This is a genomic window from Streptomyces sp. CNT372 (genome assembly GCF_000377145.1).
The window spans coordinates 87,445-102,546 of the sequence record NZ_KB897788.1 but is presented as its reverse complement, the minus strand read 5'-3'; the positions used below and the strand labels follow the sequence as shown (position 1 = coordinate 102,546).

Annotated in this window: 12 protein-coding genes; 9 read left to right on the top strand and 3 right to left on the bottom strand. The window is 71.7% G+C overall.

Annotated elements, in window-relative coordinates:
• Positions 1 to 105: 105 nt before the first annotated feature.
• Both C593_RS30385 and aceE read right to left on the bottom strand, forming a co-directional pair.
• Positions 106 to 963, bottom strand: coding sequence for an ion channel (locus tag C593_RS30385; RefSeq protein ID WP_106434748.1), 858 nt, complete (start codon positions 961 to 963; stop codon positions 106 to 108).
• Positions 964 to 1,127: 164 nt separating this feature from the next.
• Positions 1,128 to 3,875 carry a pyruvate dehydrogenase (acetyl-transferring), homodimeric type gene (aceE, locus tag C593_RS0123950; RefSeq protein WP_018849868.1) on the bottom strand — a complete coding sequence of 916 codons (2,748 nt, stop codon included), beginning with the start codon at positions 3,873 to 3,875 and terminating at the stop codon, positions 1,128 to 1,130.
• Between the two features lie 503 nt (positions 3,876 to 4,378).
• Here aceE and C593_RS0123945 point away from each other — a divergent pair.
• The 6 genes from C593_RS0123945 (at position 4,379) to C593_RS0123920 (ending at position 9,118) form a co-directional block, all read left to right on the top strand.
• Complete coding sequence (locus C593_RS0123945; RefSeq protein ID WP_018849867.1) at positions 4,379 to 4,810, top strand: DUF3052 domain-containing protein; 432 nt, start codon at positions 4,379 to 4,381, stop codon at positions 4,808 to 4,810.
• A gap of 253 nt (positions 4,811 to 5,063) precedes the next feature.
• Positions 5,064 to 5,522, top strand: coding sequence for a peroxiredoxin (locus C593_RS0123940; RefSeq protein WP_018849866.1), 459 nt, complete (start codon positions 5,064 to 5,066; stop codon positions 5,520 to 5,522).
• A gap of 155 nt (positions 5,523 to 5,677) precedes the next feature.
• Positions 5,678 to 6,253, top strand: coding sequence for a TerD family protein (locus C593_RS0123935; protein WP_018849865.1), 576 nt, complete (start codon positions 5,678 to 5,680; stop codon positions 6,251 to 6,253).
• A 200-nt stretch (positions 6,254 to 6,453) separates the two neighbouring features.
• Complete coding sequence (locus C593_RS0123930) at positions 6,454 to 7,029, top strand: TerD family protein (protein ID WP_018849864.1); 576 nt, start codon at positions 6,454 to 6,456, stop codon at positions 7,027 to 7,029.
• A 70-nt stretch (positions 7,030 to 7,099) separates the two neighbouring features.
• Complete coding sequence (locus tag C593_RS0123925) at positions 7,100 to 8,236, top strand: DUF475 domain-containing protein (protein WP_018849863.1); 1,137 nt, start codon at positions 7,100 to 7,102, stop codon at positions 8,234 to 8,236.
• A gap of 144 nt (positions 8,237 to 8,380) precedes the next feature.
• On the top strand, positions 8,381 to 9,118 hold the full coding sequence (locus C593_RS0123920) for a tellurium resistance protein TerA (RefSeq protein WP_018849862.1): 738 nt from the start codon (positions 8,381 to 8,383) through the stop codon (positions 9,116 to 9,118).
• A gap of 22 nt (positions 9,119 to 9,140) precedes the next feature.
• On the opposite strand, the gene C593_RS0123915 is transcribed toward C593_RS0123920, so the two are convergent.
• Positions 9,141 to 9,944, bottom strand: a complete 804-nt coding sequence (locus C593_RS0123915) for a TerD family protein (RefSeq protein ID WP_026278017.1) — start codon at positions 9,942 to 9,944, stop codon at positions 9,141 to 9,143.
• Between the two features lie 293 nt (positions 9,945 to 10,237).
• Between C593_RS0123915 and C593_RS0123910 the strand changes: the two genes are divergently transcribed.
• From C593_RS0123910 to C593_RS0123900, 3 genes are read left to right on the top strand one after another with little or no spacing between them, the layout of a single operon-like run.
• Entirely contained in the window at positions 10,238 to 11,401 is a 1,164-nt protein-coding gene (locus C593_RS0123910; protein ID WP_018849860.1) for an HpcH/HpaI aldolase/citrate lyase family protein, read from the top strand.
• Entirely contained in the window at positions 11,401 to 13,995 is a 2,595-nt protein-coding gene (locus C593_RS0123905; RefSeq protein ID WP_018849859.1) for a phosphoribosyltransferase, read from the top strand. Before C593_RS0123910 ends, C593_RS0123905 begins: the two co-directional genes overlap by 1 nt.
• On the top strand, positions 13,995 to 14,957 hold the full coding sequence (locus C593_RS0123900; protein ID WP_018849858.1) for an HAD family hydrolase: 963 nt from the start codon (positions 13,995 to 13,997) through the stop codon (positions 14,955 to 14,957). The genes C593_RS0123905 and C593_RS0123900 overlap by 1 nt, the downstream gene beginning before the upstream one ends.
• The last annotated feature ends 145 nt before the right edge of the window (positions 14,958 to 15,102 follow it).

Below are 15,102 nucleotides of genomic sequence, written 5' to 3'. Positions count from 1 at the left end.
TCCGGGGCGGTCCGCGTCCGCTCCGGGGGCGGGCGGCCACGACTGGCACGCCGTCCGCCGTGCCCGCCGTCCGCCGTGCCCGCCGTCCGCCGCAAGCGGCGGACCTCAGCCCCCGGGACCCTGTGCCGGCAGGCCCGACGACCCGACCGCCTCCGAGCCGCCCGGGGGCCCGGGGGTGCCGGCGGCGCAGGGCTGCCCGTCCGGCCCCGCACCGGAAGCCTCGGGGCCCTCCGGCGCGGGTCCGCCCGACAGGCGGGCCACCTCGGCCCGCAGCACGCGCACCTCGGCGGTGAGCGCCTCCAGCAGCTCCGTCTGGCGCCGCTCCACCGCGTCGTCGCGGTCGAACCGGGAGATGAACCAGGCCGCGATGTTCGCCGTGACGACACCGAGCAGGGCGATCCCCGAGATCATCAGCCCGACCGCGAGCAGCCGTCCGAGGCCCGTGGTCGGTGCCAGGTCGCCGTAGCCGACGGTCGTCATCGTGGTGAAGGACCACCACACCGCGTCCCCGAGGGTCTTGATGTTGCCCTCGGGCGCGTCCCGCTCCACCCGCAGCACGGCCAGCGAACCGAACATCATCAGGCCCACCACCGATCCGCCCACATAGGTGGTCAGCGTGATCTGGGGCGCCATCCGGGCCCGCCGCCCTGCCAGCAGCACCGTGGACACCAGCCGCAGCAGCCGCAGCGGCTGGATCAGGGGCAGCAGCACCGCGCACAGGTCGAGCGGGTGACGGCGCACGAAGAGCCACTTCGACGGCGCCAGCATCAGCCGCACCGTGTAGTCCACCGCGAACGAGGCCCACACCAGCCACTCCACCCCGGTGCAGGCCCGGTGCACCCAGGACGGCGCGCCGGGCGTCATGATCGGGACCGCGTAGGCGACGGCGAAGGAGATCGCCAGGACCAGCAGCGGGGTCTGCATCCGCTTCTCCCAGCGGAGCTGCGCGTTCTGGACTTTCATGCCGAGCATCGTAAGGACCCCCGGACCCGGCCCGTACGCGGCGGGGGCGCCCCCGCCCCCGGATCCGGTGGGGGCGGTGGGCGGGTGCGCCCGGCCGACGGGACGCCGAGGGGCGGCGGACCGAGACCGGTCCGCCGCCCCTCGGACACCGTCCGGGACCGCCGTTACGCGTCGCCGCCCTCCGGGCCCGGGTCCGCCGCAGCGACGTCCAGGAGCTGGTAGCGGTCGATCGCCTGCTTCAGGACGCCGCGGTCCACCTTGCCGTCCCGCGCCAGCTCGGTCAGGACCGCCAGCACGATCGACTGGGCGTCGATGTGGAAGTACCGGCGGGCCGCGCCGCGCGTGTCCGCGAAGCCGAAGCCGTCCGCGCCCAGGGAGGTGTACGTGCCCGGCACCCAGCGGGAGATCTGGTCCGGGACCGAGCGCATCCAGTCGGAGACCGCCACGAACGGGCCCTGCGCGCCGGAGAGCTTGGAGGTCACGTACGGGACGCGCTGCTCCTCCTCCGGGTGCAGCAGGTTGTGCTCGTCCGCGTCGACCGCGTCGCGCCGCAGCTCGTTCCAGGAGGTCGCGGACCAGACGTCGGCCCGGACGTTCCACTCCTCGGCGAGGATGCGCTGCGCCTCGACCGCCCACGGCACGGCCACGCCCGAGGCCATGATCTGCGCCGGGATCTCGCCCGCCTCACCCTGCTTGAAGCGGTACAGGCCCTTGAGGATGCCCTCCGCGTCCACGTTCTCCGGCTCGGCCGGGTGCTGGATGGGCTCGTTGTAGACGGTGAGGTAGTAGAAGACGTCCTCGCCGTGCGGGTGCTCCTCGTCCCCGCCGTACATCCGGCGCAGACCGTCCTTGACGATGTGCGCGATCTCGAAGCCGAAGGCCGGGTCGTAGGCGACACAGCCCGGGTTGGTCGAGGCCAGGAGCTGGGAGTGGCCGTCCGCGTGCTGGAGGCCCTCACCGGTCAGGGTGGTACGCCCGGCGGTCGCGCCCAGCACGAAACCGCGCGAGAGCTGGTCGGCCATCTGCCAGAACTGGTCACCGGTGCGCTGGAAACCGAACATCGAGTAGAAGACGTACACCGGGATCAGCGGCTCGCCGTGCGTCGCGTAGGCCGAGCCCGCCGCGATCAGGGAGGCCGTGCAGCCGGCCTCCGAGATGCCGTCGTGCAGCATCTGCCCGGTCGGCGACTCCTTGTACGCGAGCAGCAGCTCCCGGTCGACCGCCTCGTACTGCTGACCCAGTGGGTTGTAGATCTTCGCACTCGGGAAGAACGAGTCCATACCGAAGGTCCGGTACTCGTCGGGGGCGATCAGCACGAAGCGCTTGCCGATCTCCTTGTCCCGCATGAGGTCCTTCAGCAGGCGGACGAAGGCCATGGTGGTGGCGATCGACTGCTGACCGGAGCCCTTCTTCACGGCCGCGTACGTCTTGTCGTCCGGCAGGGCCAGCGGCTTGGAGCGCACCACACGGGTCGGCACGTAGCCGCCCAGCGCCGTGCGCCGGTCGTGCATGTACTGGATCTCCTCCGAGTCCCGGCCCGGGTGGTAGTACGGCGGCAGGCCGGACTCCAGCTGGGCGTCGGTGATCGGGATGTGGAGCCGGTCGCGGAAGCCCTTGAGGTCGTCGACCGTGAGCTTCTTCATCTGGTGCGTGGCGTTGCGGCCCTCGAAGTTCGGGCCGAGGGTCCAGCCCTTGACCGTCTGCGCCAGGATGACCGTCGGCTGGCCCTTGTGGGCGCGGGCCGCCTGGTACGCGGCGTAGATCTTGCGGTGGTCGTGGCCGCCGCGGCCGAGCATCAGGATCTGGTGGTCGGTCATCTTCTCGACCATCGCGCGCAGCCGGTGGTCGTCGCCGAAGAAGTGGTCCCGGATGTAGGCGCCGGTCTCGGTGGCGTACGTCTGGAACTGGCCGTCCGGCGTGGTGTTCAGCTTGTTGACCAGTACGCCGTCCCGGTCCTGTGCGAGCAGCGGGTCCCAGGTGCGGTCCCACACCAGCTTGATCACGTTCCAGCCGGCGCCGCGGAACTGCGACTCCAGCTCCTGGATGATCTTGCCGTTGCCGCGCACAGGGCCGTCGAGGCGCTGGAGGTTGCAGTTGACGACGAAGGTCAGGTTGTCCAGGCCCTCACGGGCGGCGATGGAGAGCTGGCCCAGCGACTCGGGCTCGTCCATCTCGCCGTCGCCGAGGTAGGCCCACACATGGGAGTCGGAGGTGTCGGCGATACCGCGCGCCTCCATGTAGCGGTTCATCCGGGCCTGGTAGATCGCGCCGAGCGGGCCGAGGCCCATCGAGACGGTCGGGAACTCCCAGAAGTCCGGCATCAGCCGCGGGTGCGGATAGGAGGACAGGCCGTGCGGCGCCCTGGACTTCTCCTGCCGGAAGGCGTCGAGCTGCTGCTCGCTGAGCCGGTCCAGGAGGAAGGCGCGGGCGTAGATACCGGGGGAGGCGTGCCCCTGGAAGAAGATCTGGTCGCCGCCCTTGCCGTCGTCCTTGCCCCGGAAGAAGTGGTTGAAGCCGACGTCGTACAGGGAGGCGGAGGAGGCGAAGGTGGCGATGTGGCCGCCGACGCCGATGCCCGGGCGCTGCGCGCGGGAGACCATCACCGCGGCGTTCCAGCGGGTGGCGTTGAGGACCTTGCGCTCGATCTCCTCGTTGCCCGGGAAGAACGGCTCGTCCTTGGTGGCGATGGTGTTGACGTAGTCCGTGCTGCGCATCTCGGGCACGGCGACGCGCTTCTCGCGGGCGCGCTCGATCAGGCGGAGCATGAGGTAGCGGGCGCGCTCGCGGCCCCGCTCGTCGACGGCGGCGTCGAGGGAGTCCAGCCACTCCTTCGTCTCTTCGGGATCGAAGTCGGGGACCTGGCTGGGAAGGCCGCCAATGATGATCGGGTTGCGATCGGATCCGGAAGCCACGCTGTTCCTTCGCTTGTTCGGGTGTCTGCCGCCGCGCGCGGCGGTGAAGACGCGCATGAGTGATGACGGTCAAGCTGTCGCACCGCCTCCCATCGTGTACCTGGCGGAAGGCGTACGTCATCTCTACCGAGGGGTAACCCCCGATCTCCGGGACAACGGGGCGCCGGGGGACCCCGCGGGGAGCGCCTACCCCGGCGCGGGGGGTGCCAAATCGCAACCATACGCCCACAGCGGATCTCCGTTTCGTTCGGCCGTTCGGTTCCGAATGCCGGATCGAGGGGTAGCTTTGGCGCATAGGGGTTCACAGGGTGCGAACCGCCGCGCCACCGCGACGGCCCGCAGGTTGGGAGTTGCGCCGACACGGCCGCAAACGTCACCGTTTCGGCGGTCCGCACGGCCGGGTACTTGCGCGATCCGTCCCGCCCGTGTGGACTACGGTCCAATGTCACGCCCGTGCGCGTGACCCCAGGCATTTCCGGAAGAACAAGATCAGGAGGCAAGCCGTGAGCGCGACCGCGGACCACGCGGAGACGAACCTGGCCGTAAGGCTGGGTTTCCAGCCCGACCAGGTGGTCCAGGAGATCGGCTACGACGACGACGTCGATACGGAGCTGCGCGAGGCCATTGAGGCGGCCACAGGCACCGAGCTCGTCGACGAGGACTACGACGACGTGGCCGACGCCGTGGTGCTCTGGTTCCGCGAGGACGACGGGGACCTCACCGACGCGCTGGTGGACGCCATCGCGTACATGGAAGAGGGCGGCCAGATCCTGCTCCTGACGCCGAAGACGGGCCGCGACGGCTATGTCGAGCCCAGCGAGATCGGCGAGGCCGCCACCACGGCGGGCCTCTCCCAGACCAAGAGCACCAACGTCGGCAAGGACTGGAACGGCACCCGTCTGGTCACACCGAAGGCGGCCGCGAAGAAGCGCTGAGCCCCCGCGCCGGGCGCCCGGCGCGATCCCGGGGCGCGCAGGCGCCGCCGGCCGGTCCGGCGGCGTCGTGAGGCCCCCGCCGACCCCTGGAACCCAAGCCGGTCGGCGGGGGCCTCACGCACGTGCGAGCACTTCTGCGTAGGGTGGGGGCCACCGGTTCGGCCCACCGGGCCGAGCCACGGATCAGGTTCCCGGTCCGCCGGTCCTTGGGTCGGCCCGGCCGGGCCCGGCTCACGAAGGGACGCACCCATCCATGGCGATCGAGGCCGGCGCGAAGGCTCCCGGGTTCACCCTGAAGGACAACCACGGGCGTACCGTCTCGCTCTTTGACTACCGGGGCGGGAAGAACGTGGTGCTGCTCTTCTACCCGTTCGCCTTCACCGGTGTCTGCACCGGTGAGCTGCGCGCCCTCCGCGACGAGCTGCCCGCCTTCGTCAACGAGGACACCCAGCTGCTGGCCGTGTCCAACGACTCGATCCACACCCTGCGCGTCTTCGCCGAGCAGGAGGGCCTGGAGTACCCGCTGCTGTCGGACTTCTGGCCGCACGGCGAGACCTCGCGGGCCTGGGGAGTCTTCGACGAGGAGAAGGGCTGCGCGGTGCGCGGCACCTTCATCATCGACAAGGAGGGCGTGGTGCGCTGGAGTGTCGTCAACGACCTTCCCGACGCCCGGGACCTCGACGACTACGTCAAGGCGCTCGCGGCCCTGTGATCCGGGTGATCCGGCGCGGTGATTCCGTGCTCCGGAGGGGAACCCGGCGGGGCGAAAGCCTGTCTCACGTGGGAACCGGTCACTAGGATCTCTTCGTTGATCCGAACAGGAACGCACAACGGGGGCGCTGCCCCTCAAGACCACTGGAGGGACTCGTGGGAGTCAGCCTCAGCAAGGGCGGCAACGTCTCGCTGACCAAGGAGGCACCCGGCCTGACCGCCGTCACCGTCGGCCTGGGCTGGGACGTCCGCACCACCACCGGCACCGACTTCGACCTCGACGCCAGCGCCCTGCTGACCAACGCCGAGGGCAAGGTCGCCACCGACGGCAACTTCGTCTTCTTCAACAACCTCAAGAGCCCCGACGGCTCCGTCGAGCACACCGGCGACAACCTCACCGGTGAGGGCGAGGGCGACGACGAGGCGATCAAGGTCAACCTGGCCGCGGTCCCCACCGACGTCGAGAAGATCGTGTTCCCGGTCTCCATCTACGAGGCCGAGAGCCGCCAGCAGTCCTTCGGCCAGGTGCGCAACGCGTTCATCCGCGTCGTCAACCAGGCCGACAACAAGGAGCTCGCCCGCTACGACCTCTCCGAGGACGCGTCCACGGAGACGGCCATGGTCTTCGGCGAGCTCTACCGCAACGGCGCGGAGTGGAAGTTCCGCGCCATCGGCCAGGGTTACGCCTCCGGCCTGCGCGGCATCGCGCAGGACTTCGGCGTCAACGTCTGAGCCGACCGGCACCCGCAGCCACGTCCGGCGCCGCACCTCGCGTGCGGCGCCGGACGTGCCTCGCCGCCACCGGCGCCGGCCGCCGCGCTCACCCGCGGCGGCCGGCGCCGCAGCACCGCACACCCGGGGGAGGCGCCGTGCGGACGTCCCGCGCCACCCGTCCCCCGCACCGCACGTCACCAAGGGGAGGACACATCAGCATGGGCGTCACGCTCGCCAAGGGAGGCAATGTCTCCCTCTCCAAGGCCGCACCCAATCTCACCCAGGTCCTCGTCGGGCTCGGCTGGGACGCACGCTCCACCACCGGAGCGCCCTTCGACCTCGACGCCAGCGCTCTGCTCTGCCAGAACGGGCGCGTCCTCGGCGACGAGTGGTTCGTCTTCTACAACCAGCTCGCCAGCCCCGACGGCTCGGTGCAGCACACCGGTGACAACCTCACCGGCGAGGGCGACGGCGACGACGAGTCCCTGATCGTCGACCTCCCCAAGGTCCCCGCCCATGTGGACAAGATCGTCTTCCCGGTCTCCATCCATGAGGCGGACAACCGCGGCCAGACCTTCGGCCAGGTCAGCAACGCCTTCATCCGGGTCGTCAACCAGGCGGACGGCCAGGAACTCGCGCGCTACGACCTCTCCGAGGACGCCTCCACCGAAACCGCCATGATCTTCGGCGAGCTCTACCGCTACGGGGGCGAGTGGAAGTTCCGTGCGGTGGGCCAGGGGTACGCGTCGGGCCTGCGCGGCATCGCTCTAGACTTCGGCGTCAACGTTTCATAAGGCCACGTGCGGCCACGGGGGAAGCCCCTCAGGGCACCACACGGGGGACCATTACACGATTGGGTAGCCAGTGGTTCTGAAAACCTTCGGCTGGTCGTTCGCCGTCACGGCGGCCGGCCTCGCCTTCGCCGCCTGGCAGTGGGGCTGGGAGGCGTTCGGGATCGTACTGATCCTGTCGATCCTCGAGATCTCGCTGTCCTTCGACAACGCGGTCGTCAACGCCGGCATCCTCAAGAAGATGAATGCCTTCTGGCAGAAGATCTTCCTGACGATCGGCATTCTGATCGCCGTCTTCGGTATGCGGCTGGTCTTCCCCGTCGTCATCGTCGCCATCAGCGCCCAGGTCGGACCGATCGAAGCGGTCCAGCTGGCCCTGGACGACCCGGACCGGTACGAGGCGCTCGTCACCGACGCCCACCCGGCCATCGCCGCCTTCGGTGGCATGTTCCTGCTGATGATCTTCCTCGACTTCCTGTTCGAGGAGCGGGAGCACCGGTGGCTGGCCTGGATCGAGCGCCCCGCCGCCAGGCTCGGCAAGGTCGACATGCTGTCGGTCTGCGTCGCCCTGATCATCCTGCTGGTCACGGCGATGACCTTCGCCACGCACGCGCACACCAGTACCGGGGTCGCGGACAAGTCCGCCACCGTCCTGCTCTCCGGTGTCGCCGGTCTGATCACCTATCTCGTCGTCGGCGGCCTCTCCGGCTACTTCGAGGACAAGCTGGAGGAGGACGAGGAACGCGAGCACGAACTGGAGGAGAAGGCCAAGGCCGAAGGGAAGCCCGTCTCCGCCGTCGGACTCGCGGGCAAGGCCGCGTTCTTCCTCTTCCTGTACCTCGAAGTGCTCGACGCCTCCTTCTCGTTCGACGGCGTCATCGGCGCGTTCGCCATCACCAACCACATCTTCTGGATGGCGCTCGGCCTCGGTATCGGCGCGATGTACGTCCGTTCCCTCACGGTCTACCTGGTCCGCGAGGGCACCCTCGACGACTACGTCTTCCTGGAGCACGGCGCGCACTACGCGATCGGCGCCCTCGCCGTCATCCTCCTCATCACCATCCAGCACGAGATCAGCGAGATCATCACCGGTCTCCTCGGTGTCGTCCTGATCGGTGCCTCCTTCCTCTCCTCGATCCGGCGCAACAAGCGCGTGGAGCGCGAGGAAGCGGCCTCCGGTGAGAAAGCCGGGGTCACCTCGGGGGTGTGACACCCTCCGCCCGGAGGGAACGCTCTGAACGGGGCGGTCACGAGGTCCTGCCTCGTGACCGCCCCGCGGCATGGGGTGGGGTGGATCCGGGCACGGGCATGGTGCACACCCGGTGACGGGCAAGGCGAAGGATGGGGTGGGGAGATGGCCTTCTGGGACAACCTGTTCCGGGGCGGCGCGGCGCAGTTCGACTCGGGCAGCGCGGCGTCCAACTCGATCGAGCTGACCAAGCGGCGACCCTCGGTCTCGCTCACCAAACAGGGGGCCGCCACCGGCAACCTCCGCGTCAACCTCTCCTGGCGGATGCGCACCTCCGACATCGAGGGACGCTCCCGCTCCGGCGGGAGCCTGCTGCGCAATCCGCTGAAGATGTTCCAGCCCGACCTGGTCCAGGCCCACACCCAGGGCATGGTCAACGTCGACCTGGACCTCGGCTGCCTCTACGAACTGGCCGACGGCAGCAAGGGCGTGGTCCAGCCGCTCGGCGGCTTCTTCGGCAGTCTCAACGAGGCGCCCTACGTCCGCCTCAGCGGCGACGACCGCTTCGGCGCCCCCTCCGGGGAGACGATCTTCGTCAATCTGGACCGGCGCGAGGACATCAAGCGGCTGCTGTTCTTCGTCTACATCTACGACCAGACCCCGGCCTTCGACCGGACCCACGCCACCTGCACCCTCTACCCGAGCAACGGCCCCCGGGTCGAGATCGAGCTCGACGAACGCGCCCCCGAGGCCCGCTCCTGCGCCGTCTTCACCGTCGACAACAGCGCCGGGGAGCTGGTCGTCCGCCGCGAGGTCAAGTTCGTCTACGGCTTCCAGGCCGAGCTGGACCGGCTCTACGGGTGGGGGCTGCAGTGGGGGCGGGGCTACAAGACCCGGGCCTGACCGCGCCGGCCCCGGACACCTCCTAGCGCCGCTGGAACTGCGGGCCCATCGGCGGCATCCGGAAGGCCGGGTCCGGGGCCGCGCCGGCGCCCACCGGCTGCGGATAGCCGTAGCCCGGGGCCGGTGCGGGGGCCGTGGCCGGCGGGGGCGGGGCGTTGTGCGGGTAGCCGTAGGCGGGCCGGGTCGCGTCGTCCGCACCCGGATAGCCGTACCCCGGGGCGGGGGCCTGCGCGGGGGCGGCCTGCTGCTCCGGTCCGGGAGCCGCGGCCGGGTCCGTCTCCTCCACGGAGATGCCGAAGGCGGTCGCCAGCCCGACCAGGCCCGTGGGGTAGCCCTGCGCCACCGCGCGGAACTTCCAGCCGTCCCCGCGCCGGTACAGCTCCCCGCAGATGATCGCCGTCTCCTCGCCCGTCTCCGGCCGGACGTCGAACACGGCCAGCGGCTCACGGTCCGCCACGGCCGCGTCGTGAATCAGTATCCGCAGGTCATGGACGTGCTCAAAGGTGCCGCCGTCGGAGGACGCGGCGATGACGACCTGGTCCACGGAGGCGTCCAGCGAACCGAGGTCCGCCTCCACGGTGTCCGTCAGATGCCCGGCCACCCGCTTCTTGGGCAGCCGCCGCACCAGCCCGGAGGGGTGGCGCGGCTGGTTGTAGAAGACGAAGTCCTCGTCCGAGCGCACCCGGCCCGCGGCGCCGAGGAGCAGGGCCGACGCGTCCACGTCCGGCACCCCGGCCCCCGGGGTCCAGCGCAGCACCGCCCGGACGGCGGTGGCGTCCAGAGGAACGTTCGAACCCTTCAGCATCGCGTGCGTCATGCCCGTCATCCTGCCCGGCAGGGTGCGGCCTGGACAACGCGGGGGCGGCACCTCGGCGCGGGCACCGCCCGAACGGTCACCGGGCGCCGCCCGGAGCGGCCACGAACTCACCTCCGGAGCGGCCCGCGGCCACCTCCGGAGCGGGCGCGAACTCACCTCCGGAGCGGGGCGCGCGGGCGACATGGGCGGAAGCGGACGAGTTACCTGAATTTCATGTGGGCGGGGAACCAGGGACACTCGGTCCTACGTACTATTACCGGCCACCCACCATCCGGCCCGTCGAGGCAGTTCAGGGGATCTTCATGCGTCATTTCGGGCACATCCCGGCTGCCGAGCGCGCCAGGCTCTTCCACCTGCAACCCCGTCCCTTCGACGCGGACTCCCCGGCCGAGATGCTCGCCGCCGCCCTCGGCGCGACCCTCTACAGCCCCGCCACCCGACCCCGGCTCGCCGACGACATCGTCAAACAAGCAGGTCGCGGCGTGGTCTCCATGGTGCTGTGCCTGGAGGACTCCATCGACGACGCGGACGTGGAGACGGCCGAGGAGAACCTCGTCCGCCAATTCGCCGAACTGGACCGCAGGGAGGTGGAGGTGCCCCTCCTCTTCGTCCGGGTCCGCCACCCCGAGCAGATCCCGGACCTCACCGCACGCCTCGGCGACGCCGGCCGGCTGCTGTCCGGATTCGTACTCCCCAAGTTCACCGAGGACCGGGGCGTGCCCTTCCTGGAAGCGCTCACCGCCGCCGAGACTGCCGGTGGCCGACGACTCTTCGCGATGCCCGTCCTGGAGTCGCCGGAGCTGCTCTACCTGGAGACCCGCACCGACACCCTGCTCGGCATCGCCGGCGCCGTCGAGAAGTACCGCGACCGTGTCCTCGCCCTGCGCCTGGGCGTCACCGACTTCTGCTCCGCCTACGGACTGCGGCGCTCGCCGGACATGACCGCCTACGACGTGCGGATCGTCACCTCCGTGATCGCCGACGTCGTCAACGTCCTCGGCCGCTCCGACGGTACCGGCTTCACCATCACCGGCCCGGTCTGGGAGTACTTCCCCGCCCAGGAGCGCATGTTCAAGCCCCAGCTCCGGCAGAGCCCCTTCCGCGAGGGCAGCGCCGAGGAGCTGCGCGCCGCCCTCATCGAGCACGACATGGACGGTCTGCTGCGCGAGATCCAGCTCGACCGCGCCAACGGCCTCCTCGGCAAGACCTGCATCCACCCCTCCCATGTGGCCCCCGTGCACGCCCTGTCGGTGGTCACGCACGAGGAGTACAGCGACGCCTGTGACATCCTGCGCCCCGAGCGCCTCGGGGGCGGGGTGCTGCGTTCCGCGTACACGAACAAGATGAACGAGGTGAAGCCGCACCGCGCCTGGGCGGAGCGGACTCTGCGGCGGGCCGACGCCTTCGGTGTCGCCGCGGAGGACGTCGGCTTCGTGGACCTGCTGGCGGCCGGAGTCGCCGGCTGATGACGAAGGGCAACGACAACGTGGTGTGGTCGGGAAACTGGGTCGCCGAGCGGCTCGGGGTCGGACTCGACGGGGACGAGCGGCTCCCCGAGCTCCTGGGCCTCGCCCTGCGGCGCAACCCCAGGCGGGCCCACCTGCTGGTGTCGAACGTCCTCGGCAAGCACGTCCCCCAGAGCCCGGCCGTCGTCCGGGGCGCCGGGCGGGAGCTGGGCGTCCGGGTGCGCGACCTCCTCGGCCCGGCCGAGGCGGCCCGCGCGGTCGTCCTCGGCTACGCGGAGACGGCGACCGGCCTGGGCCACGCCGTCGCCGACGGCGTCGGCGACGTGCCCTACCTGCACTCCACCCGGCGGTCCGTCGACGGCGTCGCCCCTGCGGGCGGCTTCGAGGAGGCCCACTCGCACGCGACCTCCCACCTGCTGCTCCCCGAGGACCCGGACCTGCTCGCCGGGCCCGGGCCGCTGGTGATCGTCGACGACGAGTTCTCCACCGGCAACACGGTGCTGAACACCGTCCGTGACCTGCACGCCCGCTTCCCCCGCGACCGGTATGTGATCGTCGCCCTCGTGGACATGCGGAGCGAGGCGGACCGGGCCCGGTTCACGGCCTTCGCGGCGGAGATCGGGGCACGGATGGACCTGGTGGCCACCGCCTCGGGGACGGTGACCCTGCCGGAGGGCGTCCTCGCCAAGGGGCAGGCGCTGGTCGCGGCCCAGGAGGCGGCGGACGCGGCCCCGGGCCCGGGTGCGTCCGGTCCGGCAAGCGCCGACGGGGGCGCGGGCGCTTCGGGTGCGGACGCCGCTGCTCCGGGGGGCCCCGGCGCGGGCCCGGACGGTGCGGGCGGTGCTTCGGGCCCGGACGGTGCGGGCGGTGCTTCGGGGCCGGCCGAGGGCGGGTGCGTGCGGGTGGCGCTGGACTGGCCCGCGGGCGTCCCCGACGGCGGACGGCACGGCTTCACGCCCGCCCACCGCCGCGCCCTGGACACCGCCCTGCCCGCCATGGCCCGCGCCCTCGCGGACGCCGTCGGCGACGCCCGCCGCGTCCTCGTCCTCGGCTCCGAGGAGCTGATGTACGCCCCACTGCGCCTCGCCGCCGCCCTGGAGGACTCCGGCGCCGTCCCCGAGGTCCGCTACTCCACGACCACCCGCTCGCCCGTCCTCGCCGTCGACGACCCCGGCTACGCGATACGCACCCGGCTGGTCTTCCCGTCCCACGACGACCCGGCGGACGGCCCGGGCGAGCGCTACGCCTACAACGTCGCGGGCGCGGGCTTCGACGCGGTCGTCGCCGTCGTCGACTCCGCGGGGGACACCCCCGCCCTGCACGCCCCCGACGGGCTGCTGGCCCGGCTCGCCCCGCACACCGGGCGGGTCGTCCTCGCCGTCGTCCCGTCGTACGCGCCACGGGCCCTTCCCGTGTCGACCACCGCCGCCACGGCACCCGAAAGGGCCTCCATGCTGTCCGAGCCGCTCCGCGGACCCGACTTCTCCTCCTACGCCCCCGAGGAGGTCGGCTGGCTGCTCCAGGACCTCTCCGACGCGGAGCTGGAGGCGCCCACGGAGGAGCGCGAGGAGGCCATCCAGAGCGGCGGCGCGCACTACGCGGAGTCGCTGCCGGTCGAGTACCAGCCCAGCGAGCAGTACCAGCAGCTCTTCAAGGCCGCCCTGGAGGCGTCGGCCGACCGGATCGCCCGCGCGGTCGGCACCGTCACCGAGACCGTCCTCGCCGAGCGGTCCGCCCGCCCGGTCCTGGTCTCCCTGGCCCGGGCCGGCACCCCCGTCGGCGTGCTGATGCGCCGCTGGGCACAACACCGGCACGGCCTGGACCTGCCCCACTACGCGGTCTCCATCGTGCGCGGCCGGGGCATCGACGCCAACGCCCTGCGCTGGCTGGCCGCCCACCACGACCCGGCCGACGTGGTGTTCGTGGACGGCTGGACCGGCAAGGGCGCCATCACCCGCGAACTGGCCGAGGCGCTGCGGGAGTTCGAGGGCTTCGAGGCGGAGATCGCGGTCCTCGCCGACCCGGGCGGCTGTGTGCGCACCTACGGCACCCGGGAGGACTTCCTGATCCCCTCCGCCTGCCTCAACTCCACGGTCTCCGGACTGATATCGCGCACCGTCCTCCGCGCCGACCTGGTCGGCCCGGACGACTACCACGGCGCCAAGTTCTACCGTGAACTCGCCGGCTCGGACGTCTCCGCGCACTTCACCGACACCGTCTCCGCCCGCTTCGACGAGGTCGCCGACCAGGTGGACGGCGACGTCAAGGAACTCCTCGCCGCCGGTGACCGCGAGCCGACCTGGGAGGGCTGGGCGGCCGTCGAGCGCATCAGCGAGGAGTACGGCATCCACGACGTCAACCTGGTCAAGCCGGGCGTCGGCGAGACCACGCGGGTGCTGCTGCGCCGCGTCCCCTGGAAGATCCTCGCCCGGCGCGGCGCAGGGACCGACCTGGACCACGTCCGGCTGCTCGCCGAGCAGCGCGGAGTGCCCGTGGAGGAGACGGACGGCCTGCCGTACACCTGCGTGGGGTTGATCCACCCCCGGTACACCCGGGGCGCGACGGGCGCCGACGGCAAGGCGGTGGCCCTCTGATGAGCACCGGAACCCCGCGCCTCGGAACCGGAAACCCGCTGGTCGGCGACGGGACGCCGCCGCTCGGCAGCGAGCCCTCGCCGGCGGGCGCCGGGACGACGACCCCGCAGGCGGCCGCTCCCGCCGTGGCCTCCGGTCCCGCCGCCGGCCCCGTCGTCGTCGCCAGCGATCTCGACCGCACCCTCATCTACTCCGGCGCCGCCCTCGCGCTCACCATGCCGGACGCCGACGCCCCCCGGCTGCTCTGTGTCGAGGTCCATGAGCGCAAGCCGCTGTCGTACATGACCGAGACCGCGGCCGGGCTGCTCGCCCGCCTCACCGAGGACACCGTCTTCGTCCCCACCACCACCCGCACCCGCAAGCAGTACCAGCGCATCAGCCTGCCCGGCGTCCCCGCCGCGTACGCGATCTGCGCCAACGGCGGGCATCTGCTGGTCGACGGCGTCACCGACCACGACTGGCACGCCTCGGTCACCGCCCGCCTCGCGGACGAGTGCGCCCCGCTGGCCGAGATCCGCGCCCATCTCACGGCCGCCGCCGACCCGGCCTGGCTGCGCAAGGAGCGCATCGCAGAGGACCTGTTCGCCTACCTGGTCGTCGAACGGCAGCTGCTGCCGGACGGCTGGGTCAAGGAACTGGCCGGCTGGGCGGGGGAGCGCGGCTGGTCCGTCTCCCTCCAGGGCCGCAAGATCTACGTGGTGCCGAAGCCGCTCACCAAGAGCGCGGCGGTCCACGAGGTCGTCCGCCGGACCGGGGCCCGGCTGACCCTCGCGGCCGGTGACTCCCTCCTCGACGCGGACCTCCTGCTCGCCGCCGACGAGGGCTGGCAGCCCGCCCACGGCGAACTGGCCGACGCGGGCTGGACCGCCCCGCACGTCGAGGCGCTGCCGCACCGGGGCGTCCTCGCCGGCGAGGAGATCCTGCGGCGGGCGGGCGTCCGGGCGGCGCGCGCCGCGGGCTGAGCGCGCGCAAGGGACCGGCGAGGGGCGGGGCCGGGGTGCGCACCCCGGCCCCGCCCCTCGCCGGGCGGGTCAGCGGCGCCGGCCGGGCCCGGCCGGCGCCGCGTCCGCGTCGATGTGCCCGTCGTACCCCGCGTGCGTGTCCTCG

Coding starts and splice junctions, on each gene's coding strand:
- C593_RS30385 (WP_106434748.1), bottom strand. CDS start 963: ATGAAAGTCCAGAACGCGCAGCTCCGCTGGGAGAAGCGGATGCAGACC.
- C593_RS0123940 (WP_018849866.1), top strand. CDS start 5,064: ATGGCGATCGAGGCCGGCGCGAAGGCTCCCGGGTTCACCCTGAAGGAC.
- C593_RS0123930 (WP_018849864.1), top strand. CDS start 6,454: ATGGGCGTCACGCTCGCCAAGGGAGGCAATGTCTCCCTCTCCAAGGCC.
- C593_RS0123920 (WP_018849862.1), top strand. CDS start 8,381: ATGGCCTTCTGGGACAACCTGTTCCGGGGCGGCGCGGCGCAGTTCGAC.
- C593_RS0123915 (WP_026278017.1), bottom strand. CDS start 9,944: ATGACGGGCATGACGCACGCGATGCTGAAGGGTTCGAACGTTCCTCTG.
- C593_RS0123910 (WP_018849860.1), top strand. CDS start 10,238: ATGCGTCATTTCGGGCACATCCCGGCTGCCGAGCGCGCCAGGCTCTTC.
- C593_RS0123905 (WP_018849859.1), top strand. CDS start 11,401: ATGACGAAGGGCAACGACAACGTGGTGTGGTCGGGAAACTGGGTCGCC.
- C593_RS0123900 (WP_018849858.1), top strand. CDS start 13,995: ATGAGCACCGGAACCCCGCGCCTCGGAACCGGAAACCCGCTGGTCGGC.